Consider the following 20,740-nt stretch of genomic DNA (forward strand, 5'->3'; position numbering starts at 1 on the left):
TGCTGCCGAAGGTGTTGCCTTGCAGCGCCTTCGGTTGTCCGGCTTCCAGTTGCGAGCCGATGGCCGGCGTCTGGTTGCTGAAGTCGCCCTGATTGGCGGCGTAGGCCGGACGCTCATTGCTGTTGCTGTTGGCTTCCGATTTGCGGCGGAACATGCGGTAGATGAACATGGCGGCGAAAGCCAGCAAGGCGACCATCAGAATGGTGCTGATCATGCTGGCCATGGCGCCGCCAAGGCCGAAGTGCGACAACAATGCGCCGAGGCCGAGACCCAGCAAGGCGCCGCCGAGGATGCCCTTCCACGGGCTAGGCTTCGGCGCCGCTGCTGCAGGGGCTGCGGCTGGCGCAGCCGGCTTGGCCGCCGCGGCCTGGTTCTGCTGCATGGGGCTCTGCGCCTGGCGGCTGGCGCCCGACGACTGCTTGCCGATCGAACCGCCGCCGCCGAGGCGCTTGGCCTCAACGCTGGTGACGCCGATCGCGAGGGTCATCGCAGCCACTATCAGCGCGACAAATACTTTTTTCATGCTATCTCCTGAGATGGAATGTGATGCGAAGGCGGTCGCATCGGCCGTGAAACAATAGAAACTGCATTGGAAACTGGTTGGCGTCGGTGCCGGCGCCGGTTCGGGTCGGATCCAGCAGATGGCGGGGTTGCAACGCAAGACAACACAAGACGCGCGCAATCAGCTATCGCCACACAAAGGACGAAAAACCGGTGCTTGCCGCGAACGGCAAAAGGAGACTTAAACGCGCGGCGGACGGCCGGCGAGAGGGAGGAAAGGCGGTTGGCGCGCATCGTCGCTGCGAAGCGCAGGCGCCAATGTAGCCGAGTCGGAAACAAAGGCCAGGGCCGGATTGAGCACGGTTTCGTCGCCCACGCCGGCATGGCTGGAAAAATCTTCGGTGTCGGCATACGACAGATCGTCGTCGCCATCGGTGGCGTCGGCCAGCGCCTGCTCCTGCGCAGCCTTGTCGGCGGCGGCACTGACGTCGCTGCCGGCAGCAGCGGCGAGCTCCAATGCCTGGCGCAATTGCTCCTGTTGCTGCACTTGCTGCTCAAGCGCCACCGAGTCGATGGCGGTCTTGTACGTGAGCATCCCAGCAAAGACTTGCACAGGCAGCAAACAGATCAGCAAAATGGCAAAAAGACGCTTCATCGCAATTTTAGGACAATCAACTCGAAAATTATACCAACAGTAGCCCCAAGTGCGGGCGTTAAGCTGATTTATCAAGGGCTTACAGAAAAATAAGCTAGTTTGCGCGAACGCAAGAACAAGCCTGATTATGCATTGCAATAGGCTTCGATTTAGTAGAATATGCAGAAAAATATTGCAAAAATTCCTAAAATAACTCGAGACAATGGCCGCCACCTGCGCGGATCACCACCATGCGTATCCTGCTTGCAGAAGATGACAGTGTTCTGGCCGATGGTTTGACGCGCTCGCTGCGCCATTCAGGCTATGCCGCCGATTGCGTCAAGAACGGCGTCGAGGCCGACTCCGCGCTGTCGACCCAGGATTTCGATTTGCTGATCCTCGACCTTGGCCTGCCCAAGATGTCCGGCCTGGAAGTACTGCGCCGCCTGCGCCGACCGTCATCCGGCACGGTTCGCTCAGTTATGACCAGGTCGGCCGGATCGCCTACATCGGCGAACAAATGCTTGATCTTTCCGCGCGCGAACTGGGACTGCTCGAAGTATTATTGCAGCGTACCGGGCGGCTGGTTTCCAAGGAACAGCTGGTGGATCATCTATGCGAATGGGGCGAGGAAGTCAGTAATAATGCGATCGAAGTCTATGTCCACCGCCTGCGCAAGAAAATCGAAGTCGGCGGCATCCGCATCGCCACCGTGCGCGGCCTCGGCTATTGCCTGGAAAAACTGCCCGAGTCCATCGTAAACCCCACCGGCGGCGGTCCGACCGTCATCCGGCACGGTTCGCTCAGTTATGACCAGGTCGGCCGGATCGCCTACATCGGCGAACAAATGCTTGATCTTTCCGCGCGCGAACTGGGACTGCTCGAAGTATTATTGCAGCGTACCGGGCGGCTGGTTTCCAAGGAACAGCTGGTGGATCATCTATGCGAATGGGGCGAGGAAGTCAGTAATAATGCGATCGAAGTCTATGTCCACCGCCTGCGCAAGAAAATCGAAGTCGGCGGCATCCGCATCGCCACCGTGCGCGGCCTCGGCTATTGCCTGGAAAAACTGCCCGAGTCCATCGCGAGCGCCGGCGTTGCCAGCAACGCCTGAGCACGCCGCGTTTCCATCCTGCATGGCGCAGGCCTGAGCCATGCCTGACGCCCGACCGATCGATCCTCAAGCAACGCCCCCAACCAAAGGCAAGCGCCGCGCCGTCATCGCCACGCAGCCGGAAGAGCGCATCCAGCGTTCGCTGTTCGGCGAAATCCTCGACTGGATGCTGGCGCCGCTGCTGCTGCTCTGGCCGATGAGCATCGCGATCACCTACCTGATCGCGCAATCGATCGCCAACCAGCCGTTCGACCGCGCGCTGGAGGACAGCGTCACCGTGCTGGCCCAGCAAGTCTCCGAAGTCAACGGCAAGACCGTGGCGCGGCTGCCGGTCTCGGCGCGCGACCTGCTGCGCGCCGACGACATCGACAACATCTATTTCCAGATCACCGGCCCGCGCGGGGAATTCGTCGAAGGCGATCGCGACATGCCGCAGCCGCCGCTCGACGAAGACAAGACCATCGGTTCGGTGCAATTTCGCAATGACATCCTGCACGGCAATGACGTGCGCATTGCTTACACCCAAGTCGATCTGCGCCGCACGTCGGAACAGCGCGCCGCGTCATCAAAAGAGCCGCGTCTGGCCACGGTGCAGGTCGGTGAAACTCTGGAAAAACGCGCCCAGCTCGCCAACGAAATCATCAAGGGCGTGATCCTGCCGCAGTTCGTGATCCTGCCGGTGGCGCTGGCGCTGGTCTGGTTTGCCTTGTCGCGCGGCTTGTCGCCGCTGTCGGAGTTGCAGCAGCGCATTCGGGCACGCCGTCCCGACGACCTCAGCCCGATCGACTCGGGCCAGGTGCCGGAAGAAATCTCGCCGCTGGTGCGCTCGCTCAACGACATGCTGGCGCGGCTGTCGCAAACCATCGCGCTGCAAAAACGCTTCATCGCCGACGCCGCGCACCAGATGAAAACGCCATTGGCCGGCATGCGCATGCAATCCGAGCTTGCCCTGCGCCAGACCGACCAGGCCGATATCCATCGCTCGCTGGAACAACTGGCCAAGAGTTCGGAATCGGCCACGCGCCTGGTCAATCAATTGCTGTCGCTGGCGCGCGCCGAAAACCAGACGCCGGCGACCGCACCGTTCGAACCGATCGAATTGTCTGAACTGGCGCGTAACGTCGTGCAGGACTGGGTGCCGATGTCCTTTACGCAGCGCATCGATCTCGGCTTCGAACAGCCTGGTCATCCCATCATGATTTCGGGCAATCCGATCATGCTGCGCGAGTTGCTCAGCAACCTGCTCGACAATGCCTTGCATTACACGCCGGCGCTCGGCAGCGTGACCGTGCGCGCACGCGCCGATGAAGAAACCGGGCAGGCATTCCTGGAAGTGGAAGATACCGGTCCCGGCATTGCGCCGACCGAACGCGGCCACGTATTCGAACGCTTTTACCGCATCCTCGGCACCCATACCGCCGGCAGCGGCCTGGGCCTGGCCATCGTGCGCGAAATCGCGCAGCAGCATGAGGCCACGGTCGACATCTCCAACAACCCACGCAGCACTGACCCGAAAGCGCCGGGCTGCCTGTTCCGCGTGACGCTGCGCATGACGCCGCGCCAGACCTACATGGACGACATCGGCTGATATGGAAAACAAGACTGCATCCAATTTCTGGGACAAGACGCGTCGCCTGACCATGACGCTGCTGGGACTGTGGTTCGTGGTCACCTTCGGCGCCGTGTTCTTCGCGCGCGAGCTGGATCGCGTCAATCTGTTCGGCTGGCCGCTGTCGTTTTACATGGCGGCGCAAGGCATCATGCTGGTCTACCTGGCGATCGTGGTGGTCTACACGACCCGGATGGGCCGTGCGGAACGACAACTACAACAAACCGGCGAGCACACGCATGGAGAGTGACAAGAGTTTTTTCTGGCGGCTGACGCGCTACTACTCGTGGTACACGGTCGGCTTCATCCTGTTCCTGCTGGTATTGGCGGTGCTGGAACACGAAGGCATGCCGCGCGCCTGGATCGGCTACCTGTTCATGTTCGTGACCATCGCGCTGTACGCCGGCATCGGCGTGGTCAGCCGCACCTCCGACGTGCCTGAATATTACGTCGCCGGACGACGTGTGCCGGCGCTGTTCAACGGCATGGCGACGGCGGCCGACTGGATCTCGGCGGCGACCTTCATCAGCCTGGCCGGCGGCCTCTATCTGCAAGGCTTCGACGGCCTCGCCTACATCATGGGCTGGACCGGCGGCTATTGCCTGGTGGCGTTGCTGATCGCGCCCTACCTGCGCAAGTTCGGCCAGTACACCATTCCCGATTTCCTGGCCGAACGTTATCCCGGACGCTACAGCGGCAACCTGGTGCGCATCCTCGCGGTGATCGCCACCATCATCATTTCATTCACCTACGTGGTGGCGCAGATCTATGGCGTCGGCCTGATCACCTCGCGCTTCACGGGGATCGACTTTTCGATCGGCATCTTCCTCGGGCTGGCCAGCATCCTGGTGTGCTCCTTCCTTGGCGGCATGCGCGCGATCACCTGGACCCAGGTGGCGCAATACATCATCATCCTGTTCGCTTACCTGATCCCGGTGATCTGGCTATCGGCCAAGCACACCAGCGTGCCGGTGCCGCAGGTGGCCTACGGTTCGGTGCTGCCGAAACTGAATGCGGCCGAGAAACGCATCGCCGACGATCCCAAGGAAAAGGAAGTCAGCGCGATCTTCCAGGCGCACGCCGACGACTATGAAAAGAAGCTGCGCAGCCTGCCGCGTTCTTGGGAAGAAGGACGCATCGACGCCCAGCATCACATCGAGGAGGTCAAACGCAACAGTCATGCCTCGCTGGCCGAGATCAAGAGCGCCAGCCGCGCGCTGACGGCCTACCCCAAGAGCGCCGAGGACGCCGAGCGCAAATGGACCGACGCCAAGGCCTACAACATCGCACGCGCGCAACCGCCGGTGTCGCAGACCGAGCCCTTCCCCGGCAAGGACGAAGGAGCGGCCAACATCAAGCGCAACAACTTCCTGGCGCTGGTGTTTTGCCTGATGGTCGGCACCGCCGCGCTGCCGCACATCCTGATGCGCTACTACACCACGCCGTCGGTGCACGAGGCGCGCAAATCGGTGTTCTGGACGCTGTTCTTCATCATGCTGATCTACATCACGGTGCCGGCGCTGGCGATCCTGGTGAAGTACGACATCTACACCTCGCTGGTCGGCAGCAACTATGCGCACTTGCCGGATTGGGTCTACTACTGGGCCAACATCGACAAGGTCAATCCGCTGGTCAGCATCACTGACCTCAACCACGACAACGTGGTGCAGCTCGGCGAGATTGCACTCGACGGCGACATCATCGTGCTGGCCACGCCGGAGATCGCCGGCCTGCCTTATTTCATTTCGGGACTGGTGGCGGCGGGCGGTCTGGCGGCGGCGCTGTCGACTGCCGACGGCCTGCTGCTGACCATTTCCAATGCGCTGTCGCACGACGTGTATTACAAGGTGATCGATCCGGCCGCCTCGACGCAGAAGCGCGTGACGATTTCCAAGTTGCTGTTGCTGGTGGTGGCCTTGCTGGCCGCCTATGCGGCGTCGCTCAAACCGGGCGACATCCTGTCGATGGTGGGGGTGGCGTTTTCACTGGCGGCGTCGACGCTGTTCCCGGCGCTGGTGTTCGGGATTTTCTGGAAGCGCGCCAACCAGCCCGGCGCCATCGCCGGCATCGTCGCCGGCTTCGTGATGTGCGTGTACTACATGCTGACCACGCATCCGGCCTTCGGCGGCAATGCTGCGAACCAGTGGTTCCACATTGCGCCGATCTCGGCCGGGCTGTTCGGCGTGCCGGTCGGCATCGCCGCGCTGGTGATCGTCAGTTTGCTGACGCCGCCGCCCGATGAACGAACCATTGCGCTGATCGATCACATCCGCACGCCGTAGTCGTCGAAATTCGTCAGCGCGCGAACGGCAAACCCGGCACTTCCTGCGACGGCATCACCGTGACGGCCACCTGCATGGTCTGCTGGCCGCCGCCGATCAGCACGCCGCGCAGGGGCGAGATGTCGAGGAAGTCACGGCCCCATCCCAGCGTGATGTGGCTGATGTCCGGGAAGATGCCGTTGGTCGGATCGGCGTCGATCCAGCAGCCCGGCTGGCCGTCCCGGCCCGGGCAATATACCGATACCCACGCATGCGATGCATCGGCGCCGATCAGGCGCGGCTGGCCCGGCGGCGGCTGCGTCAGCAGATAGCCGCTGACGTAGCGCGCCGACAAACCCAGCGAACGCAGGCAGGACAGCATGAAGTGCGCATAGTCCTGGCACACGCCGCGCTTGCTGACGAAGACGTCGGTCACCGGCGTCGATACCGTGGTCGCCTCCGGGTCGAAGGTGAATTCATTGAAGATGCGTTTCATCAGCGCCTCGACACCGTGCAGCAAAGGCAATCCGGGCGTGAAGCATTCGGCGGCGTAGCGCGCGAATTCACGCTTGATCCTGACGTGCGAAGACTCGAACAGGAAGCGCGACGCTTCCAGCCTGTCGTCCGGCAGGCTGCGCCCGGCGTGATACGACAGCGTCTCGGCGACCTGCTCCCAGGGCGGCGTTACGGTCGGCAACAGGCGCGACGAAATCTCCACCCACGACTCGGCATAGACGTCGAGGCTGGCGTGATCCTGGTCCAGCGAGAACGACTGCAGCGCGTTGCCGAAGCTATCGGTATACAGGTTGATCAGGTTGGTCGGACCCGGCAGGATGTTGATGAAATGGGAGGTGCAGGTCTGCCACGGCAGCGAGCGCGGCGTCAGGCGCAACACCTGATGCGACAGCCGCACCGGCGCCGCATATTGATAATTGGTCTCGTGGACGATGTGATAGGTAGCGTCGTTCATCGTCATACTCCCTGGCTGACCGGCGCGCTGAGCGGCGTGAAGTAATGGCGGGACAGATCATCGGAGAGCATGTAGCCGCCGCTGACGGCGTCCCGCATCAGTTGCGTCAGGCGCGCATTGGCCTGTTCCACGTTGGGATGCTCATGGGCGAATTCGCTCAGGTTCATCGCCTCCAGCTGGCTGGACAGATGGGTGGGAATGGTCATGCTGAGCAAGCCCAGCTGTTGCGCGATCTCGCTCATGTATTGCTGCAGCATGCGGAACTGGTAGGCCATGCCATGCGGATTGCTCACGTCGAACACCAGCAGGTGCAGCACCGGCAGCCATTCCGGCGTGCGGCGATAGCGCACGCGATAGGTAACGATGCTGCTGGCCGCCTCCAGCAGCCAGGACAGCGCCGCCGTCTGGCGCTGCGGCGGCAGCCGCAGGAAGTTGTCGAACAGCGCGGCCATGTTGGCCATGCGCTCGATGTGGCGGCCTACCATCAGGAATTGCCAGCCGGCGTCGCGCGTCATGTCGTCCAGCGCATGGCCGGCCAGGCCCGAGCAACCCTGGATGACGTTGTTGAGGACGTGCAGCATGGCGGTCGGCGAATTGATTTTTTCCTGCACCATCGGCGGCATGCGATTGAGCGCATGCCAGTTGTCCAGCGACAGATGCTCGCGCACCTGGTAGCCCGAATGATGCAAATGGCGCAGGTGCGTGGAGATGCTGACCGCGGCGCTGGGGTCCGAGATCGCCGCTTGCAGGCTTTGCTGCAGGGCGGTGATGGTGGGATGCGCCTGTTCCGATTTCGGCATCAGGATGCCGAGGCGGATACCGATTTCGCTGACGCTGCGCAGGATCACGCGATTGTCGGATTGCGGCTCGATCGTGCATTGCAAGGTGGTGCGCAACAGGCGTGCGAGATTGTCGGTGCGCTCGGCGTAGCGGCCCATCCAGAACAGGTTTTCACCGGCATGCGAAGACACGTCGACGGTAGTGCGGATCAGTTCCGACGTGCGCGACACCGGATCGGTCATTGCGCCGGGACCGACCGCGACGCTGGTTTCTGCGGCGGCCATGGCGGTGGCGACGCCGGCGGCATCCTCCGTGTCGGTCTTTTCGCTCAGCACCCAGACATCCTTGCTGGTGCCGCCCTGCTGCATCGACACCACATCGCGCCGCTGACGTGGCGCCACGCGGGTCAAGCCGCCCGGCATCACGTGATAGCCGCCCTCGCCGTCGGCGGCAGCAAACACGCGCAGGCTGACGGTACGGTTGGTCAGGTGATACTCGCCGCTGCGCGACAGCACCGGCGCCTGCGACAGCCGCACCCACTCCTGCGCGACGTAGGCGTGCGGCTGCAACTGCAGGCTTTCGACCAAGCGACGGCGCGCGGCGGCATTGAGCGTATGGCCGAACACCGGCTGCATGCGCATTGATGGGAAAGCCGGCATGATCACCAGCTCTTCCAGATGCGCCAGCGTGTATTCCAGCGCCGGCTTTTCGCCGCACCACCACGACGCCACGGCCGGCAATGCCAGTTCTTCGCCCAGCAGGCGTTGGCTGATCGCGGGCAGGAAGCCGTGCAGCGCGGTCGACTCCAGCACGCCGCTGCCGAGTGCGTTGGCGATCAGCACGTTGCCGGAGCGCGCAGCCTGCGTCAGGCCCGGAATGCCGAGCGCGGAATCCGAACGCAATTCAAGCGGGTCGCAATAATCGTCATCGAGGCGGCGCATGATCGCATGCACGCGGCGCAGGCCGGTCAGCGTCTTCAGGTAGACCATGTCGCCGCGCACCGTGAGGTCGACCCCTTCGACCAGCGGGAAGCCCAGCGTATGCGCCAGGAAGGCGTGTTCGGAATAGGTTTCGTTGTACGGCCCCGGCGTCAGCAGCACCACCATCGGCGGCTCGCTGCTCTTGGGTGCGAGCCGCATCAGGCATTGATGCAGCGCGTGGAAATAATTCAGCAGCGGTTGCACGTGCATGTCGCGCATCGCTTCGGGCAAGGCACGCGTCATGATCTGGCGGTTCTGCAAGGCGTAGCCGGTGCCTGAAGGTCCTTGCGTACGGTCGGCAATCACCCACCAGTTGCCGTCGGCCGAGCGCGCCAGGTCGATGGCGTACAGGTGCAGGTGCACGCCGCCCGGCGGACGCACGTCGCGGCACGGCCACAGATAGCCGTGCTGGCCGAACACCAGCGCCGGCGGCAACAGGCCTTCGGCCAGCAGGTGTTGTTCGCCGTAGAGGTCATCGAGCACGGCATTGAGCAAGCGTGCACGTTGCGCCACGGCAGCCGAGAGCTGCCGCCATTCGTCGGCGGCGACGATCTGCGGCACCAGGTCCAGTTCCCACGGACGGCTGACGCCTTGCGGATCGGCATAGACGTTGTAGGTCATGCCGTCGGAGGCGATGGCGTCGCGCACTTCGTCGGCGCGGCGGCGCATCATCTCGGGCGAGAGATTTTCCAGCTGATCGATCAGCGTGCGCCAATGTGGTCGCAAGCGACCGTCGGCAGCCAGCATCTCGTCGTAACGATCGGCGTCGGCGGTATAGCTTTGCAGGAGGCGCTGATACATAGATTTTCGAGGGCGCCGTTGCTGCAATCACCCAGGCTGGCGATGATCTGCGGCAACGGCAGAACTGCGCGCGTTATTAATTAGTAATGTCGCAAGTCTAACGTAAATGGGAACTCGATTGATGGTCGCGCAGCGCTTACTTCCATCTTTCCCGGCGTGTGGTTGAGACGCAGATAACGCGTCAGGCGCCGGCTCTCGGCTTCGAAGGCATTGACCGGAAAGGTCTCGTAGCCGCGTCCGCCCGGATGCACCACGTGATACTGGCATCCGCCCAGGCTGCGGCCGTTCCAGGTATCGACCAGGTCGAAGGTCAGCGGCGAATCGATGCCGATGGTCGGATGCAGCGCCGACGGCGGCTGCCAGGCACGGTAACGCACGCCGGTGACGAATTCGCCGACCACGCCGGTCGGTTGCAGCGGCACGGCGACGCCGTTGCAGGTCAGCACATAGCGATCCTTGGCCATGCCGCTGACCTTGACCTCCAGCCGCTCCACCGACGAATCGACATAGCGCGCGGTGCCGGTCGAGCTGCCCTCTTCGCCGAGGACGTGCCATGGTTCCAGCGCGGTGCGCAATTCGAGTTGCATGCCCTTGACCGCCAAGTCGCCGATCTTGGGGAAGCGGAATTCGAAATGCGGCGCGAACCACTCGGCCTGCATCGGATAACCGGCTTCCTGCATGTCGTCCATGATGTCGTTGAAATCCTGCCAGATGAAATGCGGCAACAGGAAACGATCGTGCAACTCGGTTCCCCAGCGCACCAGGCGTTGCGGCTTGTACGGCGTCTTCCAGAAACGCGCCACCAGCGCGCGCAGCAGCAACTGCTGGGTCAGGCTCATGCGCGCATGCGGCGGCATTTCAAAGGCGCGCAGTTCCAGCAGGCCGAGGCGACCGGTGGAGCTGTCCGGCGAATACAGCTTGTCGATGCAGAACTCGGCGCGGTGCGTGTTGCCTGTGACGTCGATCAGCAAGTTGCGCAGCAGGCGGTCGACCAGCCACGGCGCGCAGCCGCCCTGGGCGATCTGCTTTTCCATTTCGGCGAAGGCCAGTTCGATTTCCACGGTGGAATCGTTGCGCGCTTCATCGATGCGCGGCGCCTGCGAAGTCGGGCCGATGAACATGCCCGAGAACAGATAGGACAGCGACGGATGGTTGTACCAGTAGCTGATCAGGCTGCGCAGCAGATCGGGCCGGCGCAGGAACGGCGAATCAGCCGTGGTGGCGCCGCCCATCACCATGTGATTGCCGCCGCCGGTGCCGGAATGATGGCCGTCGAGCATGAACTTCTCGGTGGTCAGGCGCGATTCGCGGCCGGCTTCGTAGAGGTGCGTGGTCTGGTCGACCAGCTCGCGCCAGTTGTAGGCCGGCTGGATGTTGACTTCGATCACGCCGGGGTCCGGCGTGACGCTGAACTTGCGCACGCGCGGATCGTTGGGCGGCTCATAGCCTTCCATCAGCACCGGCTGGCCGAGTTCTTCGGCGGTGGCTTCGATGGCGGCGACCAGTTCGAGATAATTTTCGAGCTCGGCCAGCGGCGGCATGAACAGGTAGAACACGCCATTGCGCACCTCGGCACACAGTGCGGTGCGGGTCAGCCAGTTGGCCGATTCAAAGGGCGCGGGCACAGGCTGGGTCGGGCTTGCCGCATTGGCGCGGCCCATATCGGAAATGGTGGAAGCGGTGGCAGCGCTGGAAGCAGCGGCAGCCCTGCTGACAGCCTTGCCCAGACCCGCCAGGGGTTCTTGCGGACTGCCCATCTGGCGGCGGATCTCGGCGCTGCCCGGCAAGGGGCGGAAGGCCTGAGTCGGATCGGCCGGATAGACGGCCGGATACTCGCCCTCCTTCACCCAGGGCAGCGAATCCAGCGGCAGACGATAGCCCAGCGGCGAATCGCCCGGATACAGGTAGCAGCGCTCGCTGCGCAGGAACCAGTCGCCGCTTTGCCAGCCGAGGTCGTCAGGACGGCGCGCCACCGGCAAGACGTGGCCGGCAACCTTGTCGAGACCTTGCGAAAAGACCCGCATGAGACGTGCGCGCTCCTGCTTGTCGTCCAGCTTGGAATCGAAAGGATCGACGTTGCCCGGCAGGCGGCGCTCGCGCCACATGTAATAAAACACGTCCTCATAGGCCGGGAAGATATGCTTGCCGTCGAGCGCCAGACGCGCGGCCACGCCCTTGAGGAAGCGCTCCGGGATGTCGTCGTCCTTGACGTTCGGCGTGGTTTCGTCGCCGATCAGATCGCGGTTGTGCCAGATCGGCTGGCCGTCGCGGCGCCAGTAGCAGTTGAGCGCCCAGCGCGGTAATTGTTCTCCCGGATACCACTTGCCCTGGCCGAAATGCGGCAGGCCCTGCACGGCGTATTTTTCGCGCATGCGATGGTACAGGTCGGCCGCCAGCGGCTTCTTGGTGGCGCCCAGTGCGGCGGTGGCCCATTCAGGTTCATCTGGATGATCGAGCGACACGAAGGTCGGCTCGCCGCCCATGGTCAGGCGCACGTCAAGCGCGTCGAGGTCGCCGTCGATGGCGTGGCCGAGTTCTTCGATCTCGCTCCATTGCGCTTCGGTGTACGGCTTGGTGACGCGCGGCGCTTCCCAGAAACGCGACACGCTCATCGAATGTTCGAACTCCACTTCGCAGGGATCGACCATGCCGCTGACCGGCGCCGCCGAGGATGGTTCGGGCGTGCACGATAGCGGGATGTGGCCTTCGCCGGCGAACAGGCCCGAGGTCGGATCGAGGCCAACCCAGCCGGCGCCCGGCAGATAGACTTCGCACCAGGCGTGCAGGTCGGTGAAATCGGCTTCCGGTCCGGACGGGCCGTCGAGCGATTTCTGGTCGGCAGTGAGCTGGATCAGGTAGCCGGAGACGAAGCGCGACGCCAGGCCCAGATGGCGCAGCAGCTGCACCAGCAGCCAGGATGAATCGCGGCAGGAACCGGAACCGATCTCGAGCGTTTCTTCCGGCGTCTGCACGCCCGGCTCCATGCGGATGGTGTAGGCGACGGCGTCGGCCAGCTTCTGGTTGAGCGCGACCAGAAAGTCGGCGCTGTTCATCTTCTCGCGCGAAATGCCGTCGAGGAATTTCTGGAAGCGCGGCATATCGGAGCTTAACGGCAGCGTCTTGCGATACGGCGACAACTCATTGAGCAGCTCCTCGGCGTACTTGAACGGAATCTGTTCGGCATACGGTTCAAGGAAAAAATCGAAAGGATTGATGACCGACATTTCGGCCACCAGGTCGACTTCGATGCGGAATTCTTCGGTCTTCTCGGGAAACACCAGCCGCGCCATGTAGTTGGCCTGCGGGTCCTGCTGCCAGTTGATGTAATGCGGTTCGGGAAGGATGCGCAGCGAATAGCTCAGGATCCGCGTACGGCAATGCGGCGCCGGACGCAGGCGCACGATTTGAGGCCCCAGGTTGATAGCACGGTCGTAACGATAAGACGTGACATGGTTCAGCGCCACATGAATTGACATGAAGATCCTTTACTACAAACAAGTTGAGCTGATGGACTGCTGTGATGGACTGCTGTGATGTCCTATTGCTGCCAGGGTTGCACCAGGCCGGGAAACGTTCACCTGTGGTGCATATTAATGAAATCCCTCAGGCGTGGATAGATTTCATTTTCCCAGCGGCGCCCGTTGAAGACGCCATAATGGCCCACCGCCGTCTGCACATGGTGCAGGCGCATGTACGGGCGGATGCTGCTGCACATATCCTGTGCAGCGACAGTCTGGCCAACGGCGCAGATGTCGTCCTTCTCGCCTTCCACGGTGAACAGTGCGGTACGCCGGATCGCCTTGAGGTTGACCGGACGCCCCTGGAATTGCAGCAAACCCAGCGGCAGGGCGTGTTCCTGAAACACCACCCGCACCGTTTCCAGGTAAAACTCCGCCGGCAGATCCGACATCGCGAAGTATTCTTCGTAGAACACCTTGATCGCTTCGGCTTTGTCGTGCTCTTCCTCGATCAAATACGTGTAGAGGTTGCGGAAGGCATCGACGTGACGGTTGAGGTTCATGTTCATGAACGCGGCCAGTTGCATGAAGCCCGGATAGACCTTGCGGCCGCCGCCCGGGTGGCGCGCCGGCACGGTGCTGACCAGATTCTTCTCGAACCATTCGATCGGCTTGCTCTTGGCAAGCTCGTTGACCGTGGTCGGATTGACGCGCGTGTCGAGCGGCCCGGCCATCAGCGTCATGCTGCGCGGCTGGGCCGGGTCGTCGCCCTCGGCCATCACGGCGGCGGCAGTGAGGGCCGCCACGGTCGGCTGGCACACCGCGACGAGATGCGCACCGGGGCCGATCACTTGCAGGAAGCGAATCAGGTGACCGACGTATTCGTCGAGACCGAAGCGGCCGTGTTCCAGCGCAATATCGCGCGCATTGTGCCAGTCGGTGATGTAGACGTCGTGGTCGCGCAGCAGGGTTTTGACGGTGCCGCGCAGCAGCGTCGCAAAGTGGCCCGACATCGGCGCCACCAGCAACACCGCCGGTTGTTCGGCCGCAGTTTCCTTGCGGAAACGCAGGAGCGTGCAAAACGGTGTGCGGTCAATGACTTCCTCACGCACCGCAACGGTGCGCCCACCGTCCTGAACGCTGTCGATATCGAAAGGAGGACGCACATGCGTCAATTGCGTGCGTGCAAATACTTCGTAGGCTGCGGCCATTTTGCGCAGCATGGGGCTGGACGGCAAACCCGGCCAGGAGTGCCCCAGGAACGGCGCTGCCGCCCGGGCCGAAGCGCGCAGCGGATCGGTGGCGTCGGCGTATTGCTGGTAGGCCTGGTAAATATTTGTCATATACAACCCACTCCCTCGGTTTCACCAGTATCTCCTTCGATGCAATATGCATGCCATTGACCTTCGGCTGCACATGAACCCCGCATCGCATCCGCAGCGTCGCTGGCACGCCCTTTGCAAGTAGAAGACTCGCAACATATGCAGGCCGGGAAACGGCGGTCTGCCCGTACGGACGCGGCCACGCAAACCGCGCGCCAAAGTCAAGAGCACCCATATACATAAAGGACTGACATGCCTAAAACGACTTTGCGCATCACCAGCAAGAACTACTCTTCCTGGTCCATGCGTGGCTGGCTGCTCGCAAAATTTGCCGGGTTGCCGTTTCAGGAGGACATCGTGTCGCCGGACGATCCCGATGCGCGCGCAGAAATCCTGTTGCTGTCCTCGTCGATCCTGGTGCCGAGCCTGAAACATGGCGAGATCTTTGTCTGGGACACGCTGGCGATCGCTGAATACCTCAACGAAATCCGCCCGGCCGCCAAGCTGCTGCCGGCCGACCTGGCCGCCCGCGCGCACTGCCGCTCGGTGTGCGGCGAAATGCATTCGGGCTTCTCGGCCCTGCGCGCGGCGCTGCCGATGAACCTCAAGGCGCACTTCCCCAATTTCAAAGTCTGGTCGCGCGCGCAGGCCGACATCCAGCGCATCACCACCATCTGGAAAGAATGCCTGGCAACTTACGGCGGGCCTTATCTGTTCGGCGAGCGCACCATGGCCGACGCCATGTATGCACCGGTGATCACCCGCTTCATCACCTATGACGTCAAGCTGGAACCGATCTGCGCCGCCTACAGCAAGCGCATCATGGCGATGCCGGAAATGAAGGAATGGATTGCCGCCGCGCAGAAGGAGCCGGAAGATATCGACGAACTGGACGTGGAATTCTAAGAAAAGAAGAGTGGATCAGGAGACGCAAGCCAAGGTATTTCATCAGCCAATCATGCGGCTCGCCGCAGAAAGGATCAGTGTCATGGATACGATAGCCGAAACAAAGCCGACCGCCCTGAATGTGTTCTCCCACGTCAGCGAAGGCGACACGCAATACGAACCGGGCGGCCTGCGCGACTTCTTTCTGTACCGCGACCTCGGCATCGCCGCGGCCACCGGCGGCCAGGTCGTGGCCCAGCTGGTCAAGGCCAACATGGCGCCGGAGGCCGGCACCGGTTGGCACCGGCACGAAGCGAATTTTCATATCGTCATCATGCTCAAGGGCTGGGCGCGCTTCATGTACGAAGATCAGGTAACGCTGGTGAAGACCGGCGATTGCGTTCACCAGCGGCCGGGCATCGTGCACTTCCTGTTCGATTACTCACCGGACATGGAGTATCTTGAAATCGTCAGCCCGGCCGATTTCACCACCATCGACATGCCCGCGCCGGCTGCCGTTCCGGCACCGACGCCGTGGGCCTGAACCAGGAGGGTTACATCATTTTCCAGCCGCCTCAGCAAACCATGCATCAAGTGGGACCCGCCATCGCTGGCGCAATTCAGGGCAATTTTCGCTGTCCAAAAACAGAAATGGCGTGATAGTCTGTACCTACCTTCACCAGCGATGAGGATGCCGGCACGCCAAATGAACAAATAATATCCGCCCAGCTCAAGCTGAAGTCTCAAGCTAAAGTCTCAAGCTAAAACTCCTCCGCATCAGCACCAGAAAACGAAGCAAATTTATGGCAAATTTTTTCGATGAGATGTACTCCGATGGCACCGTTTCCGTCCGCAAGCATTACGATGAATTCGCGGCGTGGCTGTCTTCCCAAACCGCTGAGACGATCGTCCGGAAACGCGCAGAGTCCGATCTGATTTTTCGCCGCGTCGGCATCACCTTCGCGGTCTACGGCAACGATGCAGGCACGGAGCGGCTGATCCCCTTCGACATCATTCCGCGCATCATTCATGCCGCCGAATGGGCCAAGCTGGAAGCGGGCCTGGTGCAGCGCGTCAAAGCGCTCAACATGTTCATCCACGACATTTATCACGGCCAGAAAATCATCAAGGCCGGCGTCATTCCGGCCGAGCAGGTTCTGAAGAACGCGCAATACCGTCCCGAAATGCAGGACGTCGACGTTGCCTCCGACATCTATGCCCACATCGCCGGCGTCGATATCGTACGCGCCGGCGAGGGTGAGTTTTATGTGCTGGAAGACAACCTGCGCGTGCCGTCCGGCGTGTCCTACATGCTGGAAAACCGCAAGATGATGATGCGGCTGTTCCCCGAACTGTTCACGCGCCACAAGATCGCGCCGGTCGATCACTATCCCGACATGCTGCTCGACAATCTGCGTTCGGTCGCGCCGGTCGGCGTGGTCGATCCGACCGTGGTCGTGATGACGCCGGGCATGTACAACTCGGCGTATTTCGAACACGCTTTCCTGGCGCAGCAAATGGGCGTCGAACTGGTCGAGGGACAAGATTTGTTCGTCAAGGACGACACCGTCTACATGCGCACCACGCGCGGACCGAAACGCGTCGACGTGATCTATCGCCGCATCGACGACGACTACCTCGATCCGCTGGCGTTCCGCGCCGATTCCTCGCTGGGCGTGCCGGGCCTGCTGTCGGCCTATCGCGCCGGCAAGGTCACGCTGACCAACGCCATCGGCACCGGCGTCGCCGACGACAAATCGATCTATCCGTACGTGCCGGACATGATCAAGTTCTACCTGTCCGAGGAACCCATCCTCAACAACGTCCCGACCTACCAGTGCCGCAAGAAGGAAGACCTTTCCTACACGCTGGCCAATCTCGAAAAACTGGTGGTCAAGGAAGTGCACGGCGCCGGCGGCTACGGCATGCTGGTCGGCCCGGCGTCGACCAGGCAGGAGATCGAGGATTTCCGCCAGCGCGTGATCGCCAAACCCGATGGCTACATCGCCCAGCCGACGCTGGCGCTGTCCGTCTGCCCGACCTATGTCGATGCCGGCATCGCGCCGCGCCATCTCGATCTGCGACCCTTCGTGTTGTCCGGCAAGACCGTCTCGATGGTCAAGGGCGGCCTCACGCGCGTGGCGCTCAAGGAAGGCTCGCTGGTGGTGAATTCGTCGCAAGGCGGCGGCACCAAGGACACCTGGATTCTGGAGAAATAAATCATGTTGAGCCGCACCGCTGACCACCTGTTCTGGATGGCGCGTTACACCGAACGCGCCGAAAATACCGCCCGCATGCTTGACGTGCACGTGCAGACCGCCCTGCTGCCGCAATCAACCGACGACGCCGAGCAAGGCTGGCGCGCGCTGCTCGGCATTTCCGAGCTGCAGTATGGCTATAACAAGAAATACGATGCGCTGACGCAAAAGGATGTCATCGACTTCATGGTGCGCGACCCCAGCAATTCGTCGTCGATCGCCTCTTGCCTCAAGCAGGCGCGCGAGAACGCCCGCGCAGTGCGCGGCGCGTTGACCACCGAAGCATGGGAAATCCAGAACGCCACCTGGATCAAGATGCAGGGCTACCTGCAGACCAATGCGCTGGAACAGAATCCGAGCGACTTCTTTGAATGGGTCAAGCATCGCTCCCATCTGTCGCGCGGCGTCACCATCGGCACCATGCTCAAGGACGAAGCCTTTCACTTCATCCGCCTCGGCACCTTCCTCGAACGCGCCGACAACACCGCACGCATCATCGACGTCAAGTTCCACGGCGCCAAGGAAACCGTCAAGCCGGGTCAAAGCCAGCAGCAAAGCCTGCTGAGCACGAACACCAAGGCTCAGGACAGTCAGATCGATTTTTATTACTGGGCCGCGATCCTGCGCTCGGTGTCGGGCTTCGAGATTTACCGCAAGGTCTATCGCGACGTCATCACGCCGGAACGCGTTGCCGAACTGCTGATCCTGCGCGCCGACATGCCGCGTTCGCTGGCCGCCTGCATGGACCACGTGCTGAGCAATCTGAAACACGTCCGCAACGATGTCTCGGCCGATACCGAACGCTTTGCCGGCAAACTGGACGCCGATCTCAAGTTCAGCCGCATTGAAGAAGTCTTCGACGCCGGCCTGCACGATTACCTGACGGTGTTTCTGGAGCGCATCTTTGAGCTGGGCAATCGTATCAGCAAGGATTTTCTTGTTCCTTTGGCAGCGTAAATCGTAAAAAATTTATTAATTGCCAACCTGACGGTTAAGAATTGTCTGGAATTTGCCGATAATGTGTCAGGTCCACGACATTTGGGCCCCGCCCGCACTCAGTGCCGGCGGGGCTTCCTGTAAAATCCGGCTTTTACATTTTTAGCTCACATCATGACTTATTGCGTCGCCATGCGCCTGGACGAAGGCCTGGTCTTTTTATCCGACTCGAGGACCAATGCGGGCGTCGATCATATCGGCACGTTCCGCAAGATGAACGTCTACGAGAACCCGGGCGAACGTGTCATGGTGATGATGACGGCAGGCAATCTTTCCATTTCGCAATCGATCCGCCAGATCGTGTCCGAGAAGACCAACGCCGAAGGCCACACCATCTGGACCGCGACCTCAATGTACGAAGCCGCAAAGATTCTCGGCGACGCCATCCGCACCGTGCACCAGCGCGATGCGGAAGAACTGGCCAAGTTCGGCATCGACTTCAATGTCAGCATCATCTTCGGCGGCCAGATCAAGGGCGAGCGCTGCCGCCTGTTCCAGATGTATTCGGCCGGTAACTTCATTGAATCGCACGACGAGAATACCTATTTCCAGATCGGCGAAGCCAAGTACGGCAAACCGATCATCGACCGCGTCGTCACGCCGCAGACCTCGCTCGACGAGGCTGCCAAGTGTGCGCTGATCTCGATGGATTCGACGCTGAAGTCGAACATCTCGGTCGGCCTGCCGCTGGACCTGCTGGTCTACAACAGCAATGATCTGGCGGTGACGCGCTTCGTCACCATCGACGAGCACAACCAGTATTTCCAGATGATCCGCCGCAGCTGGGGCTCGCAATTGAAACGCGTGTTCGAGGCGATTGACGATCCGGTCTGGGACGCAGCCCCTGAAGCGACGCTCAACGTGTTGTCGTCATCCGTCGACCACAGCCAGCCGGTGCGCGTGCAACCGCCCGAAGCAGTGGCCCGCGATGTCCCGCCGGTCACCCGCCAGACGCTGGCCGGCGATGGCGAGGCGGATGCGGCGCAGCAACCGAACTGATCGCGCGTCCGGATCGGCCAAACAAAAACGGCTGCAATTGCTTGCAGCCGTTTTTTATTGCCCGGCGTCAACCGGGCGGCAATATTTGCGAGACTTACTCGACGATCGTCTGCGCTTCGCCTTCGGCGCGGGCGCGGATTTCACCGATGCGGAACACGGTCTCGCCGGCTGCCTTCAGTTGCGCTTCGGCGGCGGCGGCGTTTTCTTTCGACACGATCACGGTCATGCCGATGCCGCAGTTGAAGACACGGTGCATTTCGGCGTCAGCCACGCCGCCGTGCTGCTGCAGCCAGGTGAACAGCGGCGGCATGGTCCAGGCTTTGCTGTCCAGCACGGCAGTCAGGTTGTCCTGCAGGACGCGCGGGATGTTTTCAACCAGGCCGCCGCCGGTGATGTGGACCATGCCCTTGACTTCCATCGACTCCATCAAGGCCAGCAGCGGCTTGACGTAGATGCGGGTCGGTTCGAGCAGCACGTCGGCCAGCTTGCGGCCGTGGAAATCGGCGTTCAGGTCAGGCTTGGCGACTTCCAGGATCTTGCGCACCAGCGAATAACCGTTGGAATGCGCGCCCGACGAGGCCAGGCCCAGCACGACGTCGCCCGGGATGATCTTGGTGCCGTCGATCAGTTTGGACTTTTCAACCGCGCCGACGGCGAAGCCGGCCAGGTCGTATTCGCCATCCGGATACATGCTCGGCATTTCAGCGGTTTCGCCGCCGATCAGCGCACAGCCGGCTTGTTCGCAACCCTTGGCGATGCCTTTGATGACATCGGTGGCGCTGGCCACGTCAAGCTTGCCGCAGGCAAAGTAATCCAGGAAGAACAGCGGCTCGGCGCCTTGCACCAAGATGTCGTTGACGCTCATTGCAACCAGGTCGATGCCGACGGTGTCATGTTTGTTCAGGAGGAAAGCCAGTTTCAGCTTGGTGCCGACGCCATCGGTGCCGGACACCAGCACGGGCTCCTTGAATTTCTTGCTGATTTCAAACAACGCGCCGAAACCGCCGATGCCGCCCAGCACGCCTTCGCGGGTCGTACGCTTGGCAAACGGCTTGATAGCCTCGACTAAAGCGTCGCCCGCATCGATGTCGACGCCCGCGTCGCGGTAGGAGAGGGAAACATTGGATGATGAAGTCATGATGATATTGGCACTGGAGGCGGTAAAATAGAGG

Annotated in this window: 15 protein-coding genes and 2 pseudogenes; 10 read left to right on the forward strand and 7 right to left on the reverse strand. The window is 61.9% G+C overall.

Annotated features, from left to right (window positions below):
- Together HLUSI_RS0101195 and HLUSI_RS0101200 are read right to left on the reverse strand one after the other, a co-directional pair.
- Positions 1 to 523 (reverse strand): annotated as a pseudogene (locus HLUSI_RS0101195) (hypothetical protein); the annotation flags it as partial.
- Positions 524 to 742: 219 nt separating this feature from the next.
- Positions 743 to 1,156, reverse strand: a complete 414-nt coding sequence (locus tag HLUSI_RS0101200) for a hypothetical protein (RefSeq protein ID WP_016832219.1) — start codon at positions 1,154 to 1,156, stop codon at positions 743 to 745.
- Positions 1,157 to 1,386: 230 nt separating this feature from the next.
- Here HLUSI_RS0101200 and HLUSI_RS34865 point away from each other — a divergent pair.
- From HLUSI_RS34865 to HLUSI_RS0101220, 5 genes and pseudogenes are all read left to right on the forward strand, one after another.
- A pseudogene (locus HLUSI_RS34865) lies at positions 1,387 to 1,590 on the forward strand (response regulator); the annotation flags it as partial.
- Between the two features lie 65 nt (positions 1,591 to 1,655).
- Complete coding sequence (locus HLUSI_RS33770) at positions 1,656 to 2,249, forward strand: winged helix-turn-helix domain-containing protein (protein ID WP_016832220.1); 594 nt, start codon at positions 1,656 to 1,658, stop codon at positions 2,247 to 2,249.
- Between the two features lie 40 nt (positions 2,250 to 2,289).
- On the forward strand, positions 2,290 to 3,837 hold the full coding sequence (locus HLUSI_RS0101210) for a sensor histidine kinase (RefSeq protein WP_016832221.1): 1,548 nt from the start codon (positions 2,290 to 2,292) through the stop codon (positions 3,835 to 3,837).
- Position 3,838: 1 nt separating this feature from the next.
- Positions 3,839 to 4,108, forward strand: a complete 270-nt coding sequence (locus HLUSI_RS0101215) for a DUF4212 domain-containing protein (RefSeq protein WP_016832222.1) — start codon at positions 3,839 to 3,841, stop codon at positions 4,106 to 4,108.
- Positions 4,098 to 6,140, forward strand: a complete 2,043-nt coding sequence (locus tag HLUSI_RS0101220; RefSeq protein WP_016832223.1) for a sodium:solute symporter family protein — start codon at positions 4,098 to 4,100, stop codon at positions 6,138 to 6,140. The genes HLUSI_RS0101215 and HLUSI_RS0101220 overlap by 11 nt, the downstream gene beginning before the upstream one ends.
- Before the next feature lie 13 nt (positions 6,141 to 6,153).
- On the opposite strand, the gene HLUSI_RS0101225 is transcribed toward HLUSI_RS0101220, so the two are convergent.
- From HLUSI_RS0101225 to HLUSI_RS0101240, 4 genes are all read right to left on the reverse strand, one after another.
- Positions 6,154 to 7,095, reverse strand: coding sequence for a transglutaminase family protein (locus HLUSI_RS0101225; RefSeq protein ID WP_016832224.1), 942 nt, complete (start codon positions 7,093 to 7,095; stop codon positions 6,154 to 6,156).
- Positions 7,092 to 9,650: a circularly permuted type 2 ATP-grasp protein gene (locus HLUSI_RS0101230; protein ID WP_016832225.1), complete on the reverse strand. Its 2,559-nt coding sequence runs from the start codon at positions 9,648 to 9,650 to the stop codon at positions 7,092 to 7,094. The genes HLUSI_RS0101225 and HLUSI_RS0101230 overlap by 4 nt, the downstream gene beginning before the upstream one ends.
- An 80-nt stretch (positions 9,651 to 9,730) precedes the next feature.
- Positions 9,731 to 13,126, reverse strand: coding sequence for a transglutaminase family protein (locus HLUSI_RS0101235; protein WP_016832226.1), 3,396 nt, complete (start codon positions 13,124 to 13,126; stop codon positions 9,731 to 9,733).
- A 98-nt stretch (positions 13,127 to 13,224) separates the two neighbouring features.
- Positions 13,225 to 14,451, reverse strand: a complete 1,227-nt coding sequence (locus HLUSI_RS0101240; RefSeq protein ID WP_016832227.1) for a polyhydroxyalkanoate depolymerase — start codon at positions 14,449 to 14,451, stop codon at positions 13,225 to 13,227.
- Between the two features lie 231 nt (positions 14,452 to 14,682).
- Between HLUSI_RS0101240 and HLUSI_RS0101245 the strand changes: the two genes are divergently transcribed.
- The 5 genes from HLUSI_RS0101245 to HLUSI_RS0101265 all read left to right on the forward strand — a co-directional run bounded on the left by HLUSI_RS0101245 (position 14,683) and on the right by HLUSI_RS0101265 (position 19,568).
- A complete protein-coding gene (locus HLUSI_RS0101245) occupies positions 14,683 to 15,336 on the forward strand; it encodes a glutathione S-transferase family protein (protein ID WP_029362981.1) in 654 nt (217 codons plus the stop codon).
- An 82-nt stretch (positions 15,337 to 15,418) separates the two neighbouring features.
- Positions 15,419 to 15,859 (forward strand): cupin domain-containing protein, encoded by a 441-nt coding sequence (locus tag HLUSI_RS0101250; RefSeq protein ID WP_016832229.1) that lies wholly within the window; start codon positions 15,419 to 15,421, stop codon positions 15,857 to 15,859.
- A 259-nt stretch (positions 15,860 to 16,118) separates the two neighbouring features.
- A complete protein-coding gene (locus tag HLUSI_RS0101255) occupies positions 16,119 to 17,534 on the forward strand; it encodes a circularly permuted type 2 ATP-grasp protein (protein WP_016832230.1) in 1,416 nt (471 codons plus the stop codon).
- Between the two features lie 3 nt (positions 17,535 to 17,537).
- A complete protein-coding gene (locus HLUSI_RS0101260; RefSeq protein WP_016832231.1) occupies positions 17,538 to 18,530 on the forward strand; it encodes an alpha-E domain-containing protein in 993 nt (330 codons plus the stop codon).
- 153 nt (positions 18,531 to 18,683) lie between these two features.
- Positions 18,684 to 19,568, forward strand: coding sequence for a peptidase (locus HLUSI_RS0101265; protein ID WP_029362982.1), 885 nt, complete (start codon positions 18,684 to 18,686; stop codon positions 19,566 to 19,568).
- Positions 19,569 to 19,662: 94 nt separating this feature from the next.
- On the opposite strand, the gene purM is transcribed toward HLUSI_RS0101265, so the two are convergent.
- Entirely contained in the window at positions 19,663 to 20,706 is a 1,044-nt protein-coding gene (purM, locus tag HLUSI_RS0101270) for a phosphoribosylformylglycinamidine cyclo-ligase (RefSeq protein ID WP_029362983.1), read from the reverse strand.
- Between the last annotated feature and the right edge of the window lie 34 nt (positions 20,707 to 20,740).

Source organism: Herbaspirillum lusitanum P6-12 (assembly GCF_000256565.1).
Classification (GTDB): Bacteria; Pseudomonadota; Gammaproteobacteria; order Burkholderiales; family Burkholderiaceae_D; genus Herbaspirillum; species Herbaspirillum lusitanum.